The following is a 19,692-nucleotide window of genomic DNA, read 5'->3' on the forward strand; positions in this document are numbered from 1 at the left end:
ATGACCTCAGCTCACGACCCCCACGAGCACCTCTACGCACCGGTCGCTGACGTTCCCGCGGCGTCCACCAGCACCTCTGCGGCGTCCGCTGACGCGCCCGCGGCGTCTGCCGGCACCTCTGCGGCGTCTGCCGGCGCCCCCACTGTGTCTGCGGGTGACCCCGCGGCGTCTGCCGGTGCCCCCGCAGGGTCCGGGCGCGTGCTGTCCGACGACCCTGCGGGTCTGCTCGGTGCCGAGGCTCTGCGCCCCGTCTCGCTGAAGCTCATCCCCGCTCGTTACATGGCGGGGAGCATCGGGTACGCCATCTGGCTGGTGCTGATCATCGCCGCGATCGTGGGCACGGTGCTGACGGGATGGTGGTGGATCGCGGCATGCGGCCTGCTGCCTCTGCTGATCATGGTCCAGAGCCTGCTGTTCACCCCGCGCAGGGTTCGGGCGATCGGGTACCTGGACGATGAGGAGGACCTGACGATCGCCAGCGGCATCATGTTCCGCTCCGTCCACACGATCCCGTACGGCCGCGTGCAGTCCGTGAAGATCGGTGAGGGACCGGTGGAGCGGCGCTACGGGCTCGCGACGCTCACGATCACCACGGCCGCGGGCGGAGGCACCGAAACGTTGCCGGGTCTGCCGAAGGCCGAGGCAGAGCGCCTGCGCTCCCTGCTCACCGACCGCGGCATCGATCTCATGGCGGCATTGTGAGCAGCTCAGCGACCAGCCCGTCCAGCCGGTCCAACCCGGACGATCCCACCAACCCGGGCGGTCCCACCAGCCCGGCCAGTCCTACCGGTCCGCCCGCTCCGGCCAGCCCGGCACCCGCAGACAGCGGACTGCTGAACGCGGCTGATCACCAGGCCGCGACCGAGCCGGATCCCTCGACCCCGCGTCACCGCACCCACCCGATCACCCCGCTGGTGACTGGCTGGAAGATCGTGGTCGGCGTGATCGCGGTGATCGCGGCGCAGAACATCGCCCAGCTGCTCGACGAGTTCACGATCCGTCGCGCTCTCATCGGGGTCGGCGTGCTGCTGGCCGCTGCGATCATCGCGATCGCGTTCTCGACCCTCAGCTGGTGGTTCACCACCTACGCGGTCGATGAGGACGGCGTCTCGCTGCACACCGGCATGATCAGCCGCTCCCGCGAGTACGCACCCCGGGCCCGGATCGAGTCAGTCTCCGTCGAACGCCCGCTGCTGGCCCGGCTGCTGGGACTGGCGAAGGTGCGCGTCGAGGTCGCCGGAGGCGGCGAGTCCTATCTCGACATCGAGTACGTGAAGTCCACCGCGGCGGAGGACCTCCGACGAGGGATCCTCGGCATCGCCGAGCGTTCCGCGCCGGAGACAGTGGGCGAACCTGCCACGGACGGCGCCGACCGATACGAGGGAACGGGAACTGCAGGTACTGCCGACCTGCACCCGCAGAACGAGAGCACCGACGGCGCCTCCGGACGGCTCGAGCAGCTCCTGGTCGACGGGGTCACCGACGGTGAGCTGATCGCGCAGGTGCCCACCGAACGGCTCATCCGCTCCCTGGCGCGGGACATCGGCTTCCTCATCGGCGTGGTGATGAGCCTCATCGGCGTGGCCGTCGCCGTCGCGCTCGCGATCTGGCAGGACGGGATCAACATCGCGATGTTCATCGCCCTGGCGCCCGCCGCGATCGCCGTCCCGAAGTACATCTTCGGCCGCATCGAATCCGGATGGGGATTCGTCTCCCGGTTCACCGACCGCGGGCTCCGGATGCGACGGGGCCTGGCCAACACGCGCACCGACAACATCGCCTCCGGTCGGATCCAGCGCATCGAGCTGCGCCGCCCGCTGCTCTGGCGCGGTCCCGGCTGGACCGCCGCCACCGCCACCGTCGCCGGCATCGATGACGACAGCGAGAACGGCGCCGAGAACGTGCTTCCCGTCGGCACTCATGAGGAGCTGCGTGCCACCCTCGGCCACCTCGCCGTGCCGCTCGGCACCGCGGATGACGAGGCCTACATCGAGCACCTGCTCACCGCCCCGGCACGCGAGATCGACGGGTTCCGCACGCAGGTACGGCCGTACTGGATCGCCCGTCGTACCGAGGTGACCGTGCTGCTGCCCGGTGCTCTCGTGAAACGTGGGGGACTGCTGACCAGGCACGTCGAGATCGTTCCCCGCGAGCGCATCCAACAGCTCTCCGTCGACGACGGCCCTCTGAACCGGAAGATCGGGGTCCTCGATCTGCAGGTGGGGATCGCCGGAGAGACGGTGACCGTGAGCAACCTGCCCCGCGCCGAGGTGCTCGGACTCCACAGCGTGCTCTCGCGCGATGCGGCCACGCTGCGCCGCTACCGGGACCGCCAGCACTGGCCGCAGCCCGCCCTGAGCTTCGCCGGACCTGCCGGGCAGCCGCCCCGTCCGGTGGAGCTCGAGGGGGAGCGATGATGCCGCCCCGCCTGGGCATCGGTGTGATCGGGGCCGGCCGGGTGGGTGCGGTCCTCGGCGCCGCGCTGCGGGCCGAGGGCCATGCGATCACCGGCGCCTACGCCGTCTCCGACGACTCCCGCGAGAGAGCTCGGCAGCTCCTGCCCGGAGTGCCGCTGCTGGATGTGCCGGCCCTGGTCGAACGCAGCGAGATGCTGATCCTGGCTGTGCCGGACGACCAACTGGCCCCTCTGGCCGCAGGCATCGCAGCGACCGGGATGGTGCCGGGCGGCCAGCTCGTGATGCACACCTCGGGCCGCTACGGCATCGAAGTGCTGGCGCCGCTCGCCCAGGCCGGCTGCGCGACCCTGGCCCTCCACCCGGCGATGACGTTCACCGGCACCCAGGCCGATCTCGCCCGGCTGATCGGCTGCCCGATGGGAATCACCGCCACGCCTGAGCTGCTGCCGATCGCGGCCGCGCTGGCGGTCGAGCTCGGCGGAGACGCGGTCGTGGTCGCGGAGGGGGATCGCCCCCTCTACCACGCAGCCCTGGCCCACGCCGCGAATCATCTGGTGGTGCTGGTGGACCAGTCCCGTGACGCACTGTCACGGCTGGGGATCGAGGATCCGGGAGCGTACCTGCGGCCGCTGCTCGAGGCAGCGCTCGACGAATCTCTGCGTCACGGGGACAAGGCGCTGACCGGACCCGTGATGCGCGGGGACGCGGGCACCGTCACCGCCCACCTCGGGGCACTGCGTGACCTGGACGCCACCGGGGCCCCGGGCGATCCCGGGGACACCTCCGCCACCTACCGTGCCCTCGCACTCGCGGCCCTGCGCCGTGCGAGACTCCCGGAGGGCACCCGGGCGCTGATCCGGGACCTGCTCGAGGACCATCCGCCGCTGAAGGACGATTCATGACCCTGGACTCTGGCTCCCGCGAGCCGCAGCATGGTGCGGACCAGCGCCGTGCCACCACGCTCATCAGCACCAAGGCAGAGCTGCGCGAGCACCGCGCAGCGATGACGGGGACCGTCGCGGCGGTCTTCACGATGGGTTCCCTGCACGCCGGGCACCTGGCGCTGGTCCAGCGCGCTCGGGGGCTCGCCGATCACGTGATCCTCACCGACTTCGTCAACCCCCTCCAGTTCGGCCCGGGCGAGGATTTCGAGGCGTACCCGCGCGACCTCGATGCGGACCTCGCCCTCGTCGACGGGCTGGTCGACGTGGTCTTCGCCCCCTCGGTCCAGGAGATGTACCCGGTGCTGCCACCCACCGTCTCCGTGACCGCAGGGCGGGCAGGCACGATCCTCGAAGGCGCTGCGCGCCCGGGACACTTCGACGGGGTGGTGACGGTGGTGGCCAAGCTGCTGCAGCTCACCGCTCCCGATCTGAGCGTGTTCGGGCGGAAGGACGCCCAACAGCTGGCCATCATCCAGCGGCTGGTCGCTGATCTGGACCTCCCGGTGCGGATCGAGCCGGTCGAGATCCAGCGCGAGCCGACGGGACTGGCCCGTTCCAGCCGCAACGCCTACCTCAGCCCGGAGGGCCGGGACCAGGCGCTCGCGCTCTCGCGCACGATCTCCGCTGCACTCGCGGCTGCGCCTTCGGTCGCGGGGATCAGGGCCGCTCTCGCGCAGGCCGTGGACCGGGCCGAGATCGAGTGGGACTATGCGCTCGCCCTCGACCCCGGCACCCTCGAGCAGGTCGGTCAGGACCATCGCGGTGAGGTCCTGGTGGTCCTCGCGGGGCGCGTCGAGGGCACCCGGTTGCTCGATGCAGCTGTGGCAGTGGCGACAGCCCCCTGATCCAGCGGGCATTCCCAGCGGCAGTGATGAGACAATCACCGTCATGAGCGAGAATTCCCCTGCCCTCGAGACGACGGACACCTCCGACCAGGTCGCGGTCCGCAAGTCCAAGCGGGAGCGCCTGCTGGCGCGCGGGGAGGAGGCCTACCCCGTCTCGGTGCCGGTGACCACCACCATCGCCGAGGTGCGCGCGCAGTACGGCCACCTCGCCGCCGGCGAGGAGACCCAGGACGTGGCGGGCGTCGCCGGGCGCGTCGTCTTCCAGCGCAACACCGGCAAGCTGGCCTTCATCACCCTCCAGGATGGTGCCGGAGAGCGCCTGCAGATCATGGCCTCGCAGGCCGTCATCGGCGAGCAGCGACTGGCGGATCTCAAAGCCGATGTCGACCTCGGCGATCATGTGTTCTTCCAGGGCCGGGTCGGCGCATCCCGGCGCGGCGAGCTGAGCATCTTCGCCGAGTCGTGGCAGATGGCGGCCAAGGCAGTGCGCCCGCTCCCGGTGCTCCACGCCGGACTGTCCGAGGAATCCCGGGTGCGGCACCGCTACGTCGACCTCATCGTGCGGCAGGAGGCCCGTGACACCGTGCGTCAGCGCGCCGAGGTCATGCACTCCCTGCGCACCTCCTTCCACGATCGCGACTACGTCGAGATCGAGACCCCGATGCTGCAGGTGATCCCCTCGGGCGCGGCGGCACGACCGTTCGTGACCCACATGAACGCCTTCGATCTCGACCTGTATCTGCGGATCGCTCCCGAGCTCTACCTCAAGCGCGCTGCGGTGGGTGGTCTCGAGCGGGTCTTCGAGATCAACCGCAATTTCCGTAACGAGGGTGCTGATTCCACGCATTCTCCGGAGTTCGCGATGCTCGAGGCCTATCAGGCGTACGGGGATTACGACACCATCGGCGACCTCACCCGGACACTTGTCCAAGAAGCTGCTGAGCGTGCGACCGGTTCGCAGACCGTGACCCTCATCGACGGGTCTGAATACGACTTCTCCGGGGAATGGGCGCAGATCACGGTCTACGGATCGCTCTCGGAATCCCTCGGCGTGGAGATCACTCCCGAGACCACCCCGGAGCGTCTGCGCGAGATCGCACGTTCCCTGGATCTGGACTTGGATCACCCGAAGTACGGCCACGGAAAGCTGGTCGAGGAGCTGTTCGAGCACCAGGTCGGAGATCACCTGTACGAGCCGACCTTCGTGCGGGACTTCCCGGTCGAGACCAGCCCCCTGGTGCGCGCGCACCGCTCGCAGCCGGGCGTGGTCGAGAAGTGGGATCTCTACGTGCGCGGATTCGAGCTGGGCACCGGCTATTCGGAGCTGGTGGATCCCGTCATCCAGCGCGAGCGCTTCGCTCAGCAGGCAGAGCTGGCGGCCCAGGGCGATGACGAGGCGATGCGCCTGGACGAGGACTTCCTCGAGGCGATGGAGTACGCGCTGCCGCCGACCGGCGGCATGGGCATGGGCGTGGATCGCCTGCTGATGGCCCTGACCGGCCTCGGGATCCGCGAGACCATCCTGTTCCCCCTTGTGAAGCCTGAGGCCTGAGATGGACTCGGGATTCTGGTTTGAGGCCGGGGCGCTGCTCCCATCGATAGGCGTGGGCCTGCTGTTCTGGTTCACGATTCGAGCGATTATGCGGGCAGATCGCAGTGAGCGTGAGATCGAACGTCAGGTCGAGCGAGAATATCGTGAGCGCCACGATAGGGATGAACCGAATCACTCCGCCTGATTGAAAATCTGAATGATATTGATATCTGCGTCGCCGAACTGGATACTTGGTGCTGACGGCGAACTCACCAGAGTTTGCGCAGAAGTATGAAGTCACAGCAACGAGGGAGAACCCCTATGGCACGGAAGACGTACGTGGAGCTCATCGACGATCTCACCGGCGATAAGGCCGATGAGACGGTGAGCTTCGCCCTGGATGGCGTCGCCTACGAGATCGACCTCTCCGAGGACAACGCGAAGAAGCTCCGCGAGGAGCTCAGCAGCTGGACGGAGAAGGCGCGCCGTGTTGGCGGCCGCCGCGCTCGTGGCACCTCCTCCGCGCGCAGCGGCTCGAACGATTCCGCGCGGATCCGCGAGTGGGCCCGTGAGGCCGGCTACGAGGTCCCGGACCGCGGCCGCATCTCCGGCACCATCCGCACGGCGTACGAAGAGGCGCACGGGGAGTGATCCCTGCTTCTCCGCGGGCGCGGTGAGCGACCGCAGAGCCCCTCAGCAGCATGAAGGCCCGCCACCCATCGGTGGCGGGCCTTCACGCTACGAGGCCTCAGGCCTCAGGCCTCAGGCCTCAGGCCTCAGGACTCGAAGGCCGAGTCGATGTACTGGTCGACGTTCTCCTTGGTCACCACCGGGGCGAAGAGCTGGACCTGGCGGGGGACCTCGTTCTCGACGAGATCCGAGAGCGACTTGCCCTGGACGAGCAGCCGCGCCAGCGCGACACCGTTGGCTGCCTGGCTGGAGGGGTAGACCACGGTGGCCTCGACGACCGAGTCACCGTCCTGGATGTGACGCATCATGTTCGCCGAGCCGGCACCGCCGACCATGAAGAACTCGTCACGGCCGGCGTTCTCGATGGCGGCCAGCACCCCCACACCCTGGTCGTCGTCGTGGTTCCAGACGGCGTCGATCTCGGGCGCGGCCTGCAGCAGGTTGGCGGTCGCAGATTCCCCGCCCTGGACGGTGAAGTCCGCATCGACGCGGTTGTCGACATCTTGGCCGCATTCGCCGAGCGCATCCTCGAATCCCTGGGTGCGCTCCGCGGTCAGGGGCAGGGAGGAGATGCCGGTGATCTCGGCGATCACAGCGTCGGGATCATCGCCCACCCGCTCGCAGATGTACTCGCCGGCGTTGTGGCCCATCCCGTAGTTGTCCCCCATCACGGTCACACGTGCGGCGTTGGGGTCGGAGAATTCACGGTCGACGTTGACGACGGGGATCCCGGCATCCATCGCCTGCAGTGCGACGCCGGTCAGCGCGGCGCCATCGAAGGGGACCACGACGATAGCGTCCACCTCGTCATTGTTGATGAAGGTCTCGATCTGGCTGATCTGCAGGTTGACGTCGTTCGTGCCCTCGGCGACCAACAGCTCGACGTCGTCGTACTCAGCGGCCAGCTCTTGCGTGAGGGTGCTCATCGCCGCCATCCAGCCGTGGTCGGCGGCCGGGGCGGAGAAGCCGATGGTGATGGTCTCTCCGGTCTCGTCATTGCTGCTGCCGGCATTTGATTCGTTGCCGCCGGCTCCGCCGCCGGTGCTCTCCGGGGTGTTGCCCGTGCACGAGGCGAGCAGTGCTGCTGAGGCGAGCACGGCGAAGACGGCTGTGGCACGGCGACGCAACGTCATTGATGCGGTCATGGGGGATTCTCCTTGGGGTGGTGGGGGAGTGGCGGGCAGGGAGAGGCCGAAAATGCGGCGGGTTGGGCGTCGGAGTGGGCGTTGAAGTGGGGATCGGGATCGGAGTGGGGATCAGGGGCCTGGGATGGCAGGCTCAGGTCGATCTGGCGCGGACGACGAATCGCTGCTGGAGGAGGACCGCGATCACGATGATCGCGCCCTGCACCAGCGCCTGCACCGAGGTGGAGAGGTTGTTCAGCACGAAGACGTTGGTCAGGGTCTGGAAGATGAGCACCCCGATCACCGTGCCGACGATCGTGCCGCGCCCACCGATGAGGAGGGTGCCGCCGACGACGACGGCCGCGATCGCATCGAGTTCGTACAGCGTCCCGTTGGTCGAGCTGCCGGCACCTGTGCGCCCGAGCATCATCACGGCTGCGAGGCCGGTGGTGAAGCCGCTGAGCGCGAAGACGTAGACGGTGTGCCGCCTGATGTTGATCCCCGCCAGACGCGCGGCCTCCGCATTGCCGCCGACAGCGACCGTCCGGCGGCCGAAGGTGGTCCGGTTCAGCACCACCCAGCCGACTGCCGCGACGATGAGGAACATCCACACGATGGTCGGCACACCGAGGAGGCTGCCGCCGAAGAAGTCGTCGAAGCCGTCGTTCGTGACCAGCTGGGTTCCACGACCGGAGATGATCTCGGCGAGGCCGCGGGCGGCGATCAGCATGGCGAAGGTGGCGATGAAGGAGACGACCTTGCCGTAGGAGACGACGATTCCGTTGACAATGCCTGCGGCAGTGCCGACCGCGACTGCGGTGAAGACCATCACGAGCCAGTGCACGTCCTCTGCCATGGCCTGGGTGGCGAGTGTGGTCGCCCAGACGCTCGCGAGGCCCAGCACCGAGCCGACAGACAGGTCGATGCCGCCGGCGGTGATGACGAAGGTCATGCCGATGCTCACCACGCCGATGACCGCCGCCCCCCGCACGATGGTGAGGACGTTGTCGACATCGAGGAACCGGTCGCCGCTGGTCAGGGCGCCCACGAGACAGATCAGCAGCAGCGCGACGACGAGTCCGAGGCTGCGGCCCAGTCCGGTGCCACCTCCGAGGCGGGCACGTACGCCCCGCCCTCCAGGATCCGGCACAGGCCGCAGCGTGCGGGTCGTCGGGGGCGGGGAGCTGCTGTCCAGCGCTGCCCCTCCATCGCTGCGCGATGCCTGATCACTCATGTGCGGTTCCTTCCATGACGAGGTCGAGCACCCCGTGCTCATCGATCTGTGCCGCAGGGCCGTCGTGCACGACGGCACCATCCGCGATGACGAGGACCTGATCTGCGAGTCCCAGGACCTCATCGATCTCGCTCGAGACCACGACGACGGCGGTGCCCTGTCGCGCCAGGCGCCGGATCAGGGCGTAGATCTCGGCGCGTGCGCCGACGTCGACCCCGCGGGTCGGCTCATCGAGCAGCAGCACTCTGCATCCGTGCACCAGCCAGCGGGCCAGCATCGCCTTCTGCTGATTGCCTCCGGAGAGGGTTCTGATCGAGCGATCCGGATCCTCCGGCGCGAGGTGGAGCGCAGAGATCTGCTCCACGGCGGCCCGACGCTCAGCACGCTCGTCGAGGAAGCCGCCGCGTGCGAACCGGGCGAACGTGGAGAGCGTGATGTTGCGATAGATCGGTTCATCCAGCAGCAGGCCCTGGCTCTTGCGCTCCTCGGGGGCCAGTCCGATGCCACGGCGGACGGCGCGAGTGACAGAACCGGTGCGCATCGGTCGCCCAGCGACCCTGACGGTGCCCGCGGCTGCCGGTCGTGCGCCGTAGAGCGTCTCGAGGATCTCGGAGCGCCCGGCGCCGACCAGGCCGGCCAGGCCGAGGATCTGCCCGGAGCGGACCTCGAAGCTCACGTTCTCGAACACTCCCGCGAGCGCCAGCCCTTCGACCTCCAGCACCACGTCGCCGAACTCGTCGACGCCGGCGCCGCCGAAGTCGCTCTCGACCCGGCGGCCCGTCATCATCTCGATGAGATCCCCGGTCGGGGTGTCGGCGACGGCGAGCCCGGTGGCGACGGTCCTGCCGTCTTTGAGCACGGTGATCCGGTCGCCGATGCGCCTGATCTCCTCCAACCGGTGGGAGATGTAGATGACGGCGAGGCCCTCGGCAGTGAGCGACTCGACCACCTGGAAGAGGTTGTCCACCTCTTCCGGGTCGAGCACCGCAGAAGGCTCGTCCATGACGATCACCTTGGCGTCATGGGACAGGGCGCGCGCCATGGAGACGATCTGCTTGCCGGCTGCGGACAGGCTGCCCACGTCCTGGGACGGCCGGATCTCCGGGTGGCCGAGGCGGCGAAGGAGGTCGCGGGTGCGGGCGCGGGTCTCGGCATGCCGCAGGATTCCACCGTGGGACAGCTCATGGCCGAGGTAGATGTTCTCCGCGACCGTCAGGCCGTCGACGACATCGAGCTCCTGGTACATGGTGGCGATGCCGAGGTCGAGCGCCTTGGTGGGCGACGCGATCGTCACGGCCTCATCCTGCCAATGGATGTGCCCGGCATCGGGTTGGTGAGCGCCGGCGAGGACTTTGATGAGCGTGGACTTGCCCGCGCCGTTCTGGCCGAGCAGGCAGTGCACCTCGCCCGCACGGACGTCGAAGTCCACGCCGTCGAGCGCTTTCGCGCCGGGGAAGTGCTTGACCAGGTGGGTGACTCGCAGCAGTGCCGCCGGGGGGTCGTCTGTGACCATGCCCACTATGTTAGATGAACATACTTAACAGTCAACCAGAATTTCGACACCGACCGCACCGTAGCGGAACTGATGCTGTGGCGCTGATGCCGCGGAGCCACCCGCCGGTCTGCTCGGCTCGCGCCGTAGCCGCAGGGTGTGCTCCGCGGGTCCGCTCACCAGCCGCGCAGGGTCCAGGCTGCCGCGTGCTCCGCCCCGGGGCTCAGGCGCACCACGTCCGTGCCGCTGCGGAAGGCATCCGGGGGACAGGTCATCGGTTCCACAGCGAGTCCGAGCCGATTGTTCTCGGGCTCCGGTCGGTCTCCGGTGTGCACCTGCAACCACGGCAGCTCCGGACCTGCGGAGAGTTCGACACCGGTGCCGCCCGGGGCGCTGACGGTGATCGTGAGCCGTCCCTGCGGATCTCGGCCGAGGTCGGTGAAGGCATGGTCGATGAACAGCGAGCCGATCACCTTCGCACTGCGGAAGTCGAAATCCGACCCGGGCGCGATCGCTGCAGTGCCGGTGGGCAGGAGCCGATCCTCGGTGACGGTGAGCACGGTGCCGGCGTCGAACTCCAGGGACCACTCATCGAGCGGTTCCGGGCCGGCGACCAGGTACGGATGCGGGCAGACCCCATAGGGAGCGTCCAGCGCGCCGAGGTTGCGGGCGGTCACCGTCGTGCTCAGGCCCTCCTGAGGGTCCAGCGCGTAGTGCACCGTCAGCAGCAGATGGAAGGGATAGCCAGGAGAGGGGAACAGCTCCGTGATCATCACCAGCTCGTCGTCGGAGACGGTCGCCGGGGTGAACCTCTGGAAGGACACCAGCCCATGCAGAGCATTGCCCCGTTCGGGCTCGGTCAGCGGGGTCTGGATCTCCTGTCCGTCCCAGGTGTAGAGGCCGTCCCCGATCCGATTGGGCCAGGGGGCCACGATCGCGCCGCGGTAGAACTTCATCGGCCCGGTCTCGGGATTGCGGACCAGCAGATCTCGGCCGCTGAGGGTGAGCGACTCGAGGATGGCCCCCACTGCGGAGACCTCGGCGCGATATGCCCCGGCCGCGATGGTGAACAGCTCGCCACGGTCACGAAGGCCGTCGCCGACGGACAGCTCGAGGCCTTCGGTGGGGATGGAATCGTTCATCGGGTGTTCTCCTGGTCGGTCGCGGGCTGGGTCACGGGCTGGATCTCGGGCTCGCTTTCGGGCGTCGGGTCCGGTGCGGGCTCGATGAGCACGACGTCGAGGCGGCGCGGTCCATGCACGCCTTCGACCCGTTCCAGCTCGATGTCGCTGGTGGCGCTGGGTCCCGAGATCATGGTCCAGGCGGCACGGGGATCCTCGCCCATGCGTTGGATCGCCTTCGGGACGCCGAGCACCACCTGGTCGGCGTCCACCACGATCACGTGATGGTCCGGCACCAGCGAGATCGCGCGGCGGCCGCCCCGCTCGTCGCCTCGCAGCACGATGGTGCCGGTGAGCGCGATCGCGGTGTGGCAGCCGGTCAGCACGGCATCGATCGCATCCAGCTGGTGCGGGTCGGCGCTGCCGTCGTCGACGATCAGCTCCGCCTCCACCGCCGTCGTCCACGCATCGGGAAGACCGGAGGGGACGACCACGGTGCGGGCGGCCCCGAGGGCGGCGGCGACCGCTGCAGGCGCCTCGGACGGGGTGGTCCGGTGGACGACCGCGGTGTAGTCCTCCAGACGCTGGACCAGCACCCCGCGGACCTTCTCGGGTGCTGTGCGCAGCTCCTGCTTGTCGTCGGCCCGCTGATAGCTGCGCGGCACGTCGGCGGCCTCGGTGATCTCGTCGCGGCGCGGGGCGTCCAGTGCGGTCCGGAGTCGGGCGAGGATCTCGTCCTTCGCACTCATCCCCGGGGTGCGCTGCGGGCGGGCATCGGTCCACTCGGTCATGCCTGCTCCTCGCTGTCCGGCGCGGCGTCGGGACCGGCGGGTGGCGCCGTGGCGGCCTCGCCAGTGCCAGTGCCAGTGCCAGTGCCAGTGCCAGTGCCAGTGCCAGTGGCGCTCTCGGGGCCAACGGGGTCAGCGGCGCCGTCGGCCGCTGCGCGCTCCTTCTCGTGCTGGTCCCACCAGGAGCGGAAGGAAGTGCCGGGCTTGGGCAGGTCACGGTGATCGGTCCAGCCGGGTATCAGCGGGAGCACACCAGGGAGCTTGCCGATGTTCTTCCCACCCAGCACAGAGGTCAGGGGACCGGCGGAGCGCACCGCGAGGTCGTAGGCGCGGGGAGAGGACATGAGCTTGCCTGCTCCCTTCAGTGCCATGTCCCACGTGCCGTGGAAGTCTCCACGGGTCTCCCGGCGGCGGTCGACGTCCTTCGCCCGCAGGTGGACCAGGATCTCCGGGATGTTGATCTTCACCGGACACACGTCGTAGCAGGCGCCGCACAGGCTCGAGGCATAGGGGAGCGTCGAGTTGGGATCGTCGTCCCCGCTCATCCCTGTCATCTGGGGGGAGAGGATCGCCCCGATCGGGCCCGGATAGGTCGAGCCGTAGGCGTGGCCGCCGGCACGGACATAGACCGGGCACACGTTCAGGCAGGCCGAGCATCGGATGCAGTGCAGTGCGCTGCGGCCTTCGGGGTCCTCGAGGACCGCGGAGCGGCCGTTGTCCAGCAGCACCAGATGGAACTCCTCGGGCCCGTCCCCGTCATGGACCCCGGTGAACATCGTGGTGTACGGGTTCATGCGCTCCCCGGTGGAGGAGCGGGGCAGCAGCTGCAGGAAGACCTCGAGGTCCTCGAAGGTCGGCACGATCTTCTCGATCCCCACCACGGAGATGAGCGTCTTCGGGAGCGTGAGGCACATGCGGCCGTTCCCCTCGGATTCGACGACCACCAGGGTGCCGGTCTCCGCGATAGCGAAGTTCGCCCCGGATATCGCCACCGAGCCGGGCATGTCCAGGAACTTCTCCCGCAGGAAACGACGTGCCGCCTCAGCGAGCTCAGCCGGCTCATCGGTGATCGACTCATCGAGGTCCGGCATCGAGGCCAGGAAGATCTCCCGGATCTCCGCACGGTTGCGATGGATCGCAGGCACCAGGATGTGGCTGGGCGTGTCATCGGCCAGCTGAACGATCAGCTCGGCGAGATCGGATTCGATCGCCCTGATCCCGGCGTGGGCGAGCGCCTCGTTCAGTCCGATCTCCTGGGTCGCCATCGACTTGACCTTCAGCACCTCCCGCGCGCCGCGCTCGAGGGCCAGGGCGGTGACTATCTCTCCGGCCTCCTCGGCATCGCGGGCCCAGTGGACCACGCCGCCGGCTGCGGTCACGGAGGATTCGAGCTGCTCGAGAAGCTCGGGAAGATGATCTGTGACCTGCCACTTCAAGGCGCTGCCGGCGTTGCGGAGCTTCTGCCAGTCCCGCACCTCACGGACTGCTGACGCACGCTTGGACTGGATCGTCGAGGTGGCCCGGCGCAGGTTCTCTCGGAGCGTGGGATTCGCGAGCTCGTCCCGTGCGGCCTCCGGGAAGCCGCGCTCGCCCCGCAGGGTCGAGCTGGGGGAGGCGTGCTGAGGGCGGACCTGGGGGATCCCGAGGTGGACTGTGCTCGTAGAACTCATGCGGATCTCCCGAGGATGGTCTCCGAGGGGACGAAGGGGTCCTCCTTGGTCGAGGCGAGGATCTGCGCCAGGTGGATCGACTTCGGCGCGGCGCCGGTGCGGCGCAGCTTGCCACCGATGTTCATCAGGCACGAGGCATCGCCGGCGACCACGAAGTCCGCACCGCTGCGCACCACGTTGGCGGCCTTGTCGGTCACCATCGCATCGCTGGTCGCGTCGTTCTTCACGGAGAAGGTGCCGCCGAACCCGCAGCAGGTATCGGACTCGGGAAGGTTCTTCACCTCGATGCCGTCCACCGCCCGCAGCAGCTTGAGCGGACGCGCGCCCACCTTCAGGAACCGCATCGAGTGGCAGGTGGGGTGGTAGGTCACCGAGTGCGGGAAATATGCGCCGACGTCGGTCACCTTGAGCACGTCCACCAGCAGCTCGGAGAGCTCGTACGTCTTCGCCGAGACCGCCGCGGCACGTTCCTCCAGCTCGCTGTCGCCCTCATGCCGAGCGACCAGCTGATGCTGGTCGCGCACGCAGCCGACGCAGGAACCGGACGGCATCACGATCGCGTCGACCGTGTCCAGTGCAGGCTCGAAGGTGTCGACGAAGGACCGCACCACCGGGGCCGCCTCCGTGTAGTAGCCGGAGTTGGTGTGCATCTGGCCGCAGCAGGTCTGGCGCTTGTCGAACACCACCTGGTGCCCTAGCCGCTCCAACAGCGTGACCGTCGCCCGGGCGACGTCCGGCGCCATCACATCCACCAGGCAGGTGGTCATCAGCGAGATGCGCATCCGTGGTCCTTCTTCCTCAGTCGTGCGCTCGGGGACGAGGCCGCGCCCTGCAGGGGAGCGGCCGCGCCGGTGAGAGGTCAGGCGTGGCTCAGCCCCAGCGACTCGGCGGTGCGCGAGAGCGTGCGGTGCGCCTCGTCAGCATCCTCGGAGAGCGATCGGCCCCAGCTCGGGACCATCTGGGTGAGCGTGGGACGCCAGGCCTCGATGCGCTGCGGGAACATCTTCTCGAGCAGGCCCAGCATGATGCTGGTGGCCGTCGAAGCGCCGGGGGAGGCGCCGAGCATGCCGCCGATCGAGCCGTCGGCTGCGGTGATCAGCTGGGTGCCGAACTGCAGCACGCCGTGCTTGGCCCTGTCAGGGGCGATCACCTGGACGCGCTGGCCGGCGGTGATCTCCTCCCAGTCGCCCTCGTGCGCGGCGGGCATGTATTCGCGCAGGGCTTCGAAGCGCTGGTGGTGGGTGGCGGCGAGCTGCGAGCCGAGGTAGACCATGAGGTCGAGGTTCGGGGGAGCCACCGCCATCATCTGGGTGATGTTCGAGGGCTTCATCGACTCGAAGAGGTCGGTGTAGCTGCCGGTCTTGAGGAACTTCGGTGACCAGCCGGCGTAAGGGCCGAACATCAGGGCACGCTTTCCATCGACGAAGCGGGTGTCGAGGTGCGGGACGCTCATCGGCGGTGCACCCACCGCCGCCTTGCCGTAGACCTTCGCGTCGTGACGGGCGATGACCTCGGGATCGGTGCAGCGCAGCCACTGGCCGGAGATCGGGAAGCCGCCGAAGCCGCGGATCTCGTCGATCCCCGACTTCTGCAGCAGCGGCAGCGCGTAGCCGCCGGCGCCGACGAAGACGAACGGCGCGCGCACCACCCGGATCGAGTCGTCCTTGGTGGAGCGGACCATCACGCCCCAGTCCTCACCCATGCGGCGCAGATCGACTACCTCGGAACCGGTCGAGACCGTGGTGCCGGTGCGGGAGGCGAAGTCGAGCATCTGGCGGGTCAGGGCCCCGAAGTCGACATCGGTGCCGTCGGCGGAACGGGTGGCCGCGATGGTCTCGGTGACCGGTCGGCCCTCGGAGACCAGCGGTGCCCACTGGGCCAGCTGAGCGTGCTCGGTGGTGAACTCCATGCGGTCGAACAGCGGGTTCGCGGCGAGCGCCTCATGTCGACGGCGCAGGTAGTCCACGTTCTCCATGCCATGCACGAAGCTCATGTGGGGGACGGTGTGGATGAACTTGGCCGGATCACCGATGCGGTCGTTCTCCACCAGATGCGCCCAGAACTGCCTCGAGACCTGGAACTGCTCGTTGATGGAGATCGCCTTGGCAGGGCTGACGGAGCCGTCGACGTCCTGCGGCGTGTAGTTCAGCTCGCAGAGCGCGCTGTGGCCGGTGCCGGCGTTGTTCCAGGCGTCGCTCGACTCCGCACCCAGCTCGTGGAGCCGTTCGAGGACCACGATGTTCCAGCTCGGCTCGAGCTCGGTGAGCATCGCGGCGAGGGTCGCGCTGGCGATGCCTCCACCGATCAGCACCGCATCCGCACGGGTCACGTCCAGGTCAGCCATATCTCTCCGTTCGCTGTGCACGTCACGCGCCTCGAGGCCGGTCGGCACGTCGCGTCGTGCGGCTCCGGGCGGTCGTGGCATCCAGCGTATCCCGTGTCCGGGCCCCTCCGCCGCCTCATCCCCCCGGGCTGACGGTGGACATTCAGGTGCGCGCCGTCGGTCCCTTGTCCTTCCCCTGGCCGGTTCCGTCCCTGCGCCAACACCGACAACGACAGACAGAGGCGGCACCCCGGATCGGGGCGCCGCCTCTGGTCGGACGAGGGGTGAGGGTCAGACGGAACGGTCAGACGGGACGGTCAGACAGGACAGCGGAACGGTCAGACAGGACGGTCAGACGGTGGGCGGGGGATCCCGACGCTCCGAGACCGTGTGCCCCGGTGCGCTCTGGGTGTTGACCACGGTCTTGCGCGAGCGCAGTGAGAGCAGCAGGCCCACGACGAAGAGCACCGCCCCGGCGACCATCAGGATGGTGCCGAGCATCGTGGAGTCCACGCCCGGCAGGTCGAACTCGAGGGCGAAGCGGGAGATGGCTCCGAGCACGAACAGGATGATGCCGCCGACGATGGCGCCCATGGGATGCTCCTTCACGCAGAAAGTATGACGTGGGTCATCTTAGGGGCTGCCGCCGTCCGGGGACGCAGCTCGACCGACAGGTCGGCGGTGCATGTCGGCCGCTGGGAGTGGAGCGGGGAACGTGAGTGGAATCGTCCGGTGAGCGCTCACCGGCATCCAGGAATGACGACCGATCACGCCTGCGGCGAACAGCTATCACGCCAGCGGCGAACAGGCGATGCATCCTCCTCGGATCCGCGTAGTCTCGATCCATCACCACCACCGGACGGGGGAGGACCATGTTCGAACGCTTCACCGATCGCGCCCGCCGCGTCGTCGTCCTGGCGCAGGACGAGGCACGGCTGCTCAATCACAACTACATCGGCACCGAGCACATCCTGCTGGGCCTGATCCACGAGAACGAGGGCGTCGGGGCCAAGGCCCTCGAGGCTCTCGGCGTGACCCTCGATGCCGTGCGCGAGCAGGTCCGCGACATCATCGGCGAGGGCAATCAGACGCCCTCCGGCCACATCCCCTTCACGCCGCGTGCGAAGAAGGTCCTCGAGCTGAGCCTGCGCGAAGCGCTGCAGCTCGGGCACAACTACATCGGCACCGAGCACATCCTGCTCGGTCTGCTGCGCGAGGGCGAGGGGACGGCCGTCAAGGTCCTCTCCCGCCTCAAGGCAGAGCCGTCGGCCGTGCGCCAGGAAGTCATCGAGCGCCTCTCCGGCTACCAGGGCAAGGAGCCGGCCAATGCCGGCGGCCCCGCCGAGGGTCAGCCCGCCGGATCTCTGGTGCTGGATCAGTTCGGTCGCAACCTCACCCAGGCCGCCCGCGAGGGCAAGCTCGACCCGGTCATCGGCCGCGAGCACGAGGCCGAGCGGGTCATGCAGGTGCTCTCCCGCCGTACCAAGAACAACCCCGTGCTGATCGGTGAGCCCGGTGTCGGCAAGAGCGCCGTGGTCGAGGGGCTCGCGCAGTCCGTCGTCGCCGGCGATGTGCCCGAGACCCTCAAGGACAAGCAGATCTACACCCTGGATCTGGGCTCCCTGGTTGCCGGCTCCCGCTACCGCGGCGACTTCGAGGAACGCCTGAAGAAGGTGCTCAAGGAGATCCGCACCCGCGGTGACATCATCCTGTTCATCGACGAGATCCACACCCTCGTGGGTGCAGGTGCCGCCGAGGGCGCGATCGATGCGGCCAGCATCCTCAAGCCGATGCTGGCCCGTGGCGAGCTGCAGACCATCGGGGCGACCACCCTCGACGAGTACCGCAAGCACATCGAGAAGGATGCGGCGCTCGAGCGCCGCTTCCAGCCGATCCAGGTCGAGGAGCCGTCGGTGGCGCACACCGTGGAGATCCTCAAGGGTCTGCGCGATCGCTACGAGGCGCACCACAAGGTCACGATCACGGATGCCGCCCTGGTGGCCGCCGCGAACCTCGCCGACCGCTACGTCAACGACCGCTTCCTGCCGGACAAGGCGATCGACCTGATCGATGAGGCCGGGGCCCGCCTGCGCATCCGTCGGCTCACCGCGCCGCCCGAGCTCAAGGAGTTCGACGCGCGCATCGAGGAGACCCGCAAGAAGAAGGAGGAGGCGATCGACGGGCAGGACTTCGAGCTCGCCGCCTCCCTGCGGGACGAGGAGCAGAAGCTCAAGACGGAGCGCGAGGAGAAGGAGAAGGCCTGGCGTCACGGCGAGTCCGATGCCGTCACCACGGTCAGCGAAGAGGTCATCGCCGAGGTGCTGGCAGCTTCGACGGGCATCCCGATCGTGAAGCTGACGGAGGAGGAGTCCTCGCGTCTGCTCAACATGGAGGACGAGCTGCACAAGCGGGTCATCGGGCAGAACGAGGCCATCAAGGCCATCTCCCGTGCCATCCGTCGCACCCGTGCGGGGCTCAAGGACCCCAAGCGTCCGGGCGGCTCGTTCATCTTCGCCGGGCCCACGGGCGTCGGCAAGACCGAGCTGGCCAAGGCGCTGGCCGAGTTCCTCTTCGGCGACGAGGAGTCGCTGATCCAGCTCGACATGTCCGAGTTCGGCGAGAAGCACACCGCCTCGCGGCTGTTCGGCTCGCCTCCCGGCTATGTCGGGTACGACGAGGGCGGCCAGCTCACCGAGAAGGTGCGCCGCAAGCCCTTCTCCGTGGTGCTCTTCGACGAGGTGGAGAAGGCCCATGTGGACATCTTCAACTCGCTGCTGCAGATCCTCGAGGACGGTCGCCTCACCGACTCCCAGGGTCGGGTCGTGGACTTCAAGAACACGATCATCATCATGACCACCAACCTCGGCACCCGGGACATCGCCAAGGGCGTGTCCCTGGGCTTCACCGCGGGCGGCGACCTCTCCACCGACTACGAGCGGATGAAGTCGAAGGTCCACGAGGAGCTCAAGCAGCACTTCAAGCCCGAGTTCCTCAACCGTGTCGACGATGTCGTGGTCTTCCCGCAGCTCTCGATGGCGGAGATCGTCCAGATCGTCGATCTGGAGATCGCCAAGCTCCAGAAGCGCCTCCAGGACAAGGACATGTCGCTCAGCCTCAGCACGGGGGCCAAGAGCCTGCTGGCCGAGAAGGGGTACGACCCCGTGCTCGGTGCGCGACCGCTGCGTCGCACCATCCAGCGCGACATCGAGGACACGCTCTCCGAGCGGATCCTGTTCGGTCAGATCCAGGTCGGCGACGAGATCGTCGTCGACGCCGAGGGCGAGGGCCTGCTGGGCGAGCTCACCTTCACCCGCCGTGGCGAGAACGGCACCCTGGAACCGATCTCCGAGGTCGTCGACCTCGAGTCGATGACTCAGGCTCGCGCGGACGTCGTGACGCAGACCGAAGGCTCGGATGCACCGGGCACGGACAGCGCGGAAGCCAGCGCCTGATCTCGGCTGGTGCCGGCCCCACCCTCTCGGGGTGAGGCCGGCACCGGTGCTGCGCAGCGCT

At 68.4% G+C, this 19,692-nt stretch carries 16 protein-coding genes; 7 read left to right on the plus strand and 9 right to left on the minus strand.

Annotated elements, in window-relative coordinates:
* The 6 genes from ACT3SQ_RS11340 to ACT3SQ_RS11365 all read left to right on the plus strand — a co-directional run bounded on the left by ACT3SQ_RS11340 (position 1) and on the right by ACT3SQ_RS11365 (position 6,388).
* Complete coding sequence (locus ACT3SQ_RS11340) at positions 1 to 702, plus strand: PH domain-containing protein (RefSeq protein ID WP_444502576.1); 702 nt, start codon at positions 1 to 3, stop codon at positions 700 to 702.
* A complete protein-coding gene (locus tag ACT3SQ_RS11345) occupies positions 699 to 2,417 on the plus strand; it encodes a PH domain-containing protein (protein WP_441445469.1) in 1,719 nt (572 codons plus the stop codon). Before ACT3SQ_RS11340 ends, ACT3SQ_RS11345 begins: the two co-directional genes overlap by 4 nt.
* A complete protein-coding gene (locus tag ACT3SQ_RS11350) occupies positions 2,414 to 3,319 on the plus strand; it encodes a Rossmann-like and DUF2520 domain-containing protein (protein ID WP_441445468.1) in 906 nt (301 codons plus the stop codon). Before ACT3SQ_RS11345 ends, ACT3SQ_RS11350 begins: the two co-directional genes overlap by 4 nt.
* Positions 3,316 to 4,206 carry a pantoate--beta-alanine ligase gene (gene panC, locus ACT3SQ_RS11355; RefSeq protein WP_442332115.1) on the plus strand — a complete coding sequence of 297 codons (891 nt, stop codon included), beginning with the start codon at positions 3,316 to 3,318 and terminating at the stop codon, positions 4,204 to 4,206. Before ACT3SQ_RS11350 ends, panC begins: the two co-directional genes overlap by 4 nt.
* A 43-nt stretch (positions 4,207 to 4,249) precedes the next feature.
* A complete protein-coding gene (lysS, locus tag ACT3SQ_RS11360) occupies positions 4,250 to 5,758 on the plus strand; it encodes a lysine--tRNA ligase (protein WP_441445466.1) in 1,509 nt (502 codons plus the stop codon).
* Positions 5,759 to 6,058: 300 nt separating this feature from the next.
* Positions 6,059 to 6,388, plus strand: a complete 330-nt coding sequence (locus ACT3SQ_RS11365) for a histone-like nucleoid-structuring protein Lsr2 (RefSeq protein WP_441445465.1) — start codon at positions 6,059 to 6,061, stop codon at positions 6,386 to 6,388.
* 125 nt (positions 6,389 to 6,513) lie between these two features.
* Here the strand turns inward: ACT3SQ_RS11365 and ACT3SQ_RS11370 are convergent, their stop codons facing one another.
* The 9 genes from ACT3SQ_RS11370 to ACT3SQ_RS11410 form a co-directional block, all read right to left on the minus strand.
* On the minus strand, positions 6,514 to 7,572 hold the full coding sequence (locus ACT3SQ_RS11370) for a substrate-binding domain-containing protein (protein WP_442332116.1): 1,059 nt from the start codon (positions 7,570 to 7,572) through the stop codon (positions 6,514 to 6,516).
* Between the two features lie 133 nt (positions 7,573 to 7,705).
* Complete coding sequence (locus ACT3SQ_RS11375; protein WP_444502575.1) at positions 7,706 to 8,785, minus strand: ABC transporter permease; 1,080 nt, start codon at positions 8,783 to 8,785, stop codon at positions 7,706 to 7,708.
* Complete coding sequence (locus tag ACT3SQ_RS11380) at positions 8,778 to 10,298, minus strand: sugar ABC transporter ATP-binding protein (protein ID WP_444601139.1); 1,521 nt, start codon at positions 10,296 to 10,298, stop codon at positions 8,778 to 8,780. Before ACT3SQ_RS11380 ends, ACT3SQ_RS11375 begins: the two co-directional genes overlap by 8 nt.
* A 155-nt stretch (positions 10,299 to 10,453) precedes the next feature.
* On the minus strand, positions 10,454 to 11,419 hold the full coding sequence (locus tag ACT3SQ_RS11385; RefSeq protein ID WP_444502573.1) for an aldose 1-epimerase family protein: 966 nt from the start codon (positions 11,417 to 11,419) through the stop codon (positions 10,454 to 10,456).
* Positions 11,416 to 12,189, minus strand: a complete 774-nt coding sequence (locus ACT3SQ_RS11390) for a LutC/YkgG family protein (protein ID WP_442332119.1) — start codon at positions 12,187 to 12,189, stop codon at positions 11,416 to 11,418. The genes ACT3SQ_RS11385 and ACT3SQ_RS11390 overlap by 4 nt, the downstream gene beginning before the upstream one ends.
* A complete protein-coding gene (locus ACT3SQ_RS11395) occupies positions 12,186 to 13,856 on the minus strand; it encodes a lactate utilization protein B (protein WP_444601140.1) in 1,671 nt (556 codons plus the stop codon). The genes ACT3SQ_RS11390 and ACT3SQ_RS11395 overlap by 4 nt, the downstream gene beginning before the upstream one ends.
* Complete coding sequence (locus ACT3SQ_RS11400; protein ID WP_441445459.1) at positions 13,853 to 14,638, minus strand: (Fe-S)-binding protein; 786 nt, start codon at positions 14,636 to 14,638, stop codon at positions 13,853 to 13,855. The genes ACT3SQ_RS11395 and ACT3SQ_RS11400 overlap by 4 nt, the downstream gene beginning before the upstream one ends.
* Positions 14,639 to 14,715: 77 nt before the next feature.
* On the minus strand, positions 14,716 to 16,200 hold the full coding sequence (locus tag ACT3SQ_RS11405) for a malate:quinone oxidoreductase (RefSeq protein ID WP_442332121.1): 1,485 nt from the start codon (positions 16,198 to 16,200) through the stop codon (positions 14,716 to 14,718).
* Between the two features lie 330 nt (positions 16,201 to 16,530).
* A complete protein-coding gene (locus tag ACT3SQ_RS11410) occupies positions 16,531 to 16,773 on the minus strand; it encodes a DUF6458 family protein (RefSeq protein ID WP_441445457.1) in 243 nt (80 codons plus the stop codon).
* 278 nt (positions 16,774 to 17,051) lie between these two features.
* Between ACT3SQ_RS11410 and ACT3SQ_RS11415 the strand changes: the two genes are divergently transcribed.
* Positions 17,052 to 19,631, plus strand: coding sequence for an ATP-dependent Clp protease ATP-binding subunit (locus ACT3SQ_RS11415; RefSeq protein ID WP_441445456.1), 2,580 nt, complete (start codon positions 17,052 to 17,054; stop codon positions 19,629 to 19,631).
* The last annotated feature ends 61 nt before the right edge of the window (positions 19,632 to 19,692 follow it).

The sequence above is a fragment of the Brachybacterium sp. AOP42-C2-15 genome (genome assembly GCF_052377065.1).
Lineage (GTDB): Bacteria > Actinomycetota > Actinomycetes > Actinomycetales > Dermabacteraceae > Brachybacterium.